This is a genomic window from Actinomadura montaniterrae, from assembly GCF_008923365.1.
GTDB lineage: Bacteria > Actinomycetota > Actinomycetes > Streptosporangiales > Streptosporangiaceae > Spirillospora > Spirillospora montaniterrae.
Genome location: NZ_WBMR01000381.1, coordinates 1 through 5,603 on the forward strand (window position 1 = coordinate 1; position 5,603 = coordinate 5,603).

The following is a 5,603-nucleotide window of genomic DNA, read 5'->3' on the forward strand; positions in this document are numbered from 1 at the left end:
CCGATCGGCGCGGGCCGGACCGTGCTCGTCACCGGGGCCGGCGGCGAGCTCGGCGCGGCCGTGGCCCGCCACCTGGCCGCGGCCCACGGAGCCGATGTCGCCACCGTCGCCGACGACGCCGCCGACCGGGACGCCCTCGCCGCGCTGCTCGCCGCGAGCGGCCCGATCGGTGCCGTCGTCCACGCGCCCGGCGGACAGGACGCCGAGGCCGCCCTTGCGGGGGCGGTGAACCTGTCCGAGCTGACCCGGGACCACGACCTCGACGCGTTCGTGCTGCTCTCCCCGGCCACTGGGCTGCTCGGAGCCGCCGGACGCGAAGGGGAGGTGGAGGCCGCCCTCGGCGCATCCTTCGACGCGCTGGCCCGCCGCCGCGCGGCCGACGAGCGGCCCGCGCTGTCCTTGGCCCTGGGTCCCGTCGAGGGCGACGGCCGTCCGCCGCCGCCGGGCGTCGGGCGCCTGACGGCCCGGGACCGCATGTCGGCGCTGGACGCGGCGCTCGCCTCGGAGGAGACCTGCCTCGCCGCGTTCCGCCTCGACCCGGCGGCGGTGCGCGCCGACGGGGTCCCGGCCCCGCTGCGCGATCTGATCGAGGCCCCGGCCCGTCCGGTGGCCGCGGACGACGGCGCGGCCGCGGACCTGCGCCGCCGGCTCCTGGACCTGCCCGGCCCGGCCGACCGCGACCGGCTGCTGACGGACCTCGTCCGGACGGCGGTCGCCGACCTGCTCGGCGCCGGCGGCGACCTCCCCGCCGACGCGCCGTTCCGCGACCTCGGGCTCACCTCGCTGACCGCCGTCGCCCTGCGCGACCGGCTGGCCGCCGCCTCCGGGCTGCCGCTGCCCGCCACGCTCGCCTTCGACCATCCGACCCCGCTCGCCGTCGCACGCCACCTGCGGGCGTCGCTGCTCGCCGAGCCCGCCAACCGGGACGCGGCCGTCCCGCACGCCCTGTCCGGCGAGCCTGTCGCGATCGTGGGCATGGCCTGCCGCCTGCCGGGCGGGATCGCCTCGCCGGAGGACCTGTGGCGGCTCGTCGCCGACGGCGCCGAGGCCATCACGGAGTTCCCCGCCGACCGCGGCTGGGACGTCGACTCCCTGCGGACCGCCACCCGGCACGGCGGATTCCTCCACGACGCCGGCGACTTCGACGCGGGCTTCTTCGGGATCTCCCCGCGCGAGGCCCTCGCCATGGACCCGCAGCAGCGGCTGCTGCTGGAGGTGTCGTGGGAGGCCCTGGAACGCGCGGGCGTCGACCCGGCCTCCCTGCGCGGCCGCGACGTCGGGGTCTTCTCGGGCCTGATGTACCACGACTACGCCACCGACCTCGGTGAAGTGCCCGCCGACCTTGAGGGCTATCTGGGCACCGGCAACTCCGGCAGCGTCGCCTCCGGCCGCGTGTCCTACACCCTCGGCTTCGAGGGCCCGGCGGTGACGGTGGACACGGCGTGCTCGTCGTCGCTGGTGGCGCTGCATCTGGCGGCGCAGTCGCTGCGGTCGGGGGAGTCCTCGCTGGCGCTGGCCGGGGGAGTGGCCGTGATGGCCCGGCCCACCTCGTTCGTCGAGTTCACCCGCCAGGGCGCCCTCGCGGCGGACGGCCGGTGCAAGGCGTACGCCGACGCCGCCGACGGGACGGGCTGGTCCGAAGGCGTCGGTGTGCTGGTGCTGGAGCGGTTGTCGGACGCGCGCCGCAACGGTCACGAGGTGCTGGCGGTGGTGCGGGGTTCGGCGGTCAACCAGGACGGTGGGTCGAACGGTCTGACGGCGCCGAACGGTCCGTCGCAGGAGCGGGTGATCGGTCAGGCGCTGGCCAACGCGGGTTTGAGCGCCGCCGATGTCGATGCCGTCGAAGGCCACGGGACGGGGACGCGGCTGGGGGATCCGATTGAGGCGTGGGCGCTGCTGGCGACCTATGGCCGGGACCGTCCCGCCGATCAGCCGTTGTGGCTGGGGTCGCTGAAGTCGAACATCGGTCATGCGCAGGCGGCGGCGGGTGTGGCGGGTGTGATCAAGATGGTGCAGGCGCTGCGCCACGGCGTGCTGCCTCGGACGTTGCACGTGGACGCGCCGAGCTCGCAGGTGGACTGGTCGGCGGGCGGTGTGCGGCTGCTGACCGAGGCGCGCGCGTGGCCCGAGGTGGACCGGCCGCGCCGGGCCGGGGTGTCGTCGTTCGGCGTCAGCGGCACCAACGCCCACGTGATCATCGAACAGGGTCCGGACGCCGCGCCCGCCGGCGATGCCCTCGCGCCCGATCCGGAGGCGGTGGTCCTGCCGGTCTCCGCCCGTGCCGTCCCGGCGCTCCGCGCGCAGGCGGGACGGCTGCGGGACGCCATGCTCGGGCGCCCGGAGACGCGGCCGGCCGACCTCGGGTCCTCGCTGGCCACCACCCGCGCCGCGCTCCACCACCGTGCCGTGGTCGTCGCGGCCGGCCGGGACGAGGCGCTCACCGGCCTCGGCGCGCTCGCGGCGGGCGAGCCGGCGCCGACCGTCGTGTCCGGCGTCGCCGACGTCGACGGCAGGACGGTGTTCGTCTTCCCCGGGCAGGGGACGCAGTGGGCGGGCATGGGCGCGGAACTGCTGGAGACGTCCCAAGTCTTCGCGGCCCGGCTCGCCGAATGCGCCGACGCGCTCGCCGCCCACGTGGACTGGTCGCTCACCGAGGCGCTGCGCGGGCCGCTGGACCGCGTGGACGTCGTGCAGCCGGTCGCCTTCGCGGTCATGGTGGCGCTCGCCGAGGTCTGGCGCGCCCACGGCGTCCGTCCTGACGCGGTGGTGGGGCATTCGCAGGGTGAGATCGCGGCGGCGTGCGTGGCGGGAGCGTTGTCGTTGGAGGACGCGGCGCGGGTGGTGGCGTTGCGGAGCCAGGCGATCGCGCGCGGGTTGGCCGGGCGTGGCGGGATGGTGTCGTTGGCGGTGCCGCTCGAGCGGGTTTCGTCGTGGTTGGGCGATGGGCTGGAGGTCGCGGCGGTCAACGGCCCGGGGTCGGTGGTGATCGCGGGCGAGCGGGGTGCGCTGGACGATCTCGTCGTTCGGGCCGAGGCCGAGGGTGTGCGGGCGCGGCGGATCCCGGTGGACTACGCCTCGCACACCTCGCATGTGGAGTCGATCGAGGCTGAGCTGGCGGACTTGCTGGACGGGATTTCTCCGCGAGCGTCGACGGTACCGTTCTTCTCCACGGTCGAAGGACGCTGGCTGGACACCACCGAACTGGACGGCGGCTACTGGTATCGGAATCTGCGGCGCCAAGTCCGCTTCGCCGATGCGGTGCAAGCGCTGGCCGAGGACGGATTCCGTGCGTTCGTCGAGGTCAGCGCCCATCCCGTCCTCGTGCCGAGCATCGCGGAGATCGTCACGGAACCGTCCGTGGCGGTCGGCACGCTGCGCCGCGACGACGGCGGGCCGCGGCGCTTCCTGTCCTCGCTCGCCGAGCTCCACGTCCGCGGCGTGCCGGTCGACTGGACGGCCGTCTTCGCCGGATCCGACCCACGGCGGGTCGCGCTTCCGACGTACGCCTTCCAGCGCGAGCGGTACTGGCTCCAGCCCGCCCGCGCCCACGCGGCGGCCGGATCCGAGCCCGCCGGGCATCCGCTGCTCGACGCGGCCGTCCCGCTCGCCGGCTCCGGCGGCGCGGTGTTCACCGGGCGGCTGACCGAACGCGACCACCCCTGGCTCGCCGACCATCGGGTGGCCGGGGCCGTGCTGCTGCCGGGCACCGCGCTCCTGGACGTCCTCCACCACATCGGCGCCCTGCGCGGCGCCCCGGCCGTCGCCGAGCTCACCGGGTCGGCGCCGATCGTGCTGCCCGAGGGCGGGGCGCTCGACGTCCAGGTCCGCGTCGAGGACCGGTCCGTCCGCGTCCACACCCGCGGCGGTCCCGACGCGGAGTGGACCGAGAACGCCACCGCGACGCTCGGGGAGGACGAGCGGCCGGGCACCACCGTCCCCTGGCCGCCGCCTGCCGGCGCACGCCGTCTCGACCTCGACGGCTTCTACGAGAACCTCAACGTCGAGTACGGCCCCGCGTTCCGCGCCGTCCACGCCGTCTGGGCGGGCGACGGGGAGGCGTGGGCCGAGCTCCGGCTGCCGGAGAAGGCCGACCCGGACGGGTTCGGCCTGCATCCCGCGCTGCTCGACGCGGCCCTGCACCCGATCGCCGCCGCCGCGCTGCTGCCCGACCCCGACCGGCCGCGCCTCGCCTTCTCCTGGTCCGGCGTGCGCCTGCACGCGACCGGTGCCCGCGCGCTGCGCGTCCACCTGACCGCGACCGGGCCCGACACCGTGGCCATCAGCGCGGCGGACCCGTCCGGCGTCCCGGTCGTCGACGTCGAGTCGCTCGCCCTGCGCCCGCTCGACCCCGGCCGTCTCGCCGCCGGCGGGGCGCGCGACCGGCTGTTCGAGGTCGCGTGGGTTCCGGCGGGGAAGCCGGGCGACGCGGCGCCGGAGGTCGTCGTCCACCGCGTCGCGAGCGGTGACGCCGAGCGGCCTCTCCCCGAGCGCGTCCGCGCGGTGGGGTGGGAGACCCTGCGCCTGCTGCGCGACTGGCCGGACGACCCGCGCGCCGCGTCGGCCCGCCTCCTGGTGGTCACCGCGCCGGACGACCCGGTGCACGAGGCGGTGCGGGGCCTGCTCCGCAGCGCGCAGTCCGAGCACCCCGGCCTGTTGGCGTCCCTGGTCACCGACGAGCCCGGCGAGGAGGCGGTCGCCGCCGCGCGGTCGCTGATCGCCGAGGAGCCGCAGGTCGCGGTGCGCGACGGGCGGGTCCTGGTGCCCCGCCTGACCCGCGCGCCCTTCCCGGACCCGCCGGAACGGTCGCGGCTGGCCGGCGGGACCGTGCTGGTGACCGGCGCGACCGGCGGGCTCGGCCGCCTCGTCGCCGAGCACCTCGTGCGGGAGCACGGCGTCGCGGAGCTGGTCCTGCTGTCCCGGACGGGCGCCCCCGCCGAATGGGTCGGCGAACTGTCCGCACTCGGGGCCGGGGTGCGGAACGTCGCCGCCGACGTGGCCGACCGGACCGCCCTCGCCGAGGTCGTCGAACAGGTCGCGGACCGGCTGACCGGGGTCGTGCACGCGGCCGGGGTCGTCGCCGACGGCGTCCTGGCCTCGCTCGGCCCACGGGAATGGGACGCCGCCCTCACGCCGAAGGTGGACGGAGCCTGGCATCTGCACGACCTCACCCGGCACCTCGACCTCACCGCCTTCGTCCTGTACTCGTCGGCGTCCTCCACGTTCGGCAGTCCCGGGCAGGGCAACTACGCGGCGGGCAACGCCTTCCTCGACGCGCTCGCCCGGCACCGCCGCGAGCAGGGCCTGCCCGCGGTCTCCCTCGCGTGGGGACTGTGGGGCGGCACCGCCGGAATGGGCGGCCGCCTCTCCGGCACGGACCTGGCGCGGATGGCCCGCTCCGGGACGCGCCCGCTGACCGCCGGCGAGGGCCTGGCGCTGTTCGACGCCGCGCTGGAGAGCGACCGGCCGGCGCTGGTGCCGATCCGGCTGGACCTCGCCGCCGTCCGCGCCGCCGGAGAGGTGCCGCCGCTGCTGCGCGCCCTGGCCCCCGCCCGGCGCCGCCGGCCGGAGGCGCCCGCGCCCCCTGGCCCGGACGTGACCGCGCC

The 5,603-nt window shown here is 77.0% G+C and carries 1 protein-coding gene; it reads left to right on the forward strand.

Annotation, left to right across the window (positions count from 1 at the left end):
• Positions 1–5,603: type I polyketide synthase (locus tag F9B16_RS53385; RefSeq protein ID WP_225992650.1), on the forward strand; the 5,603-nt coding region annotated here is incomplete at both ends.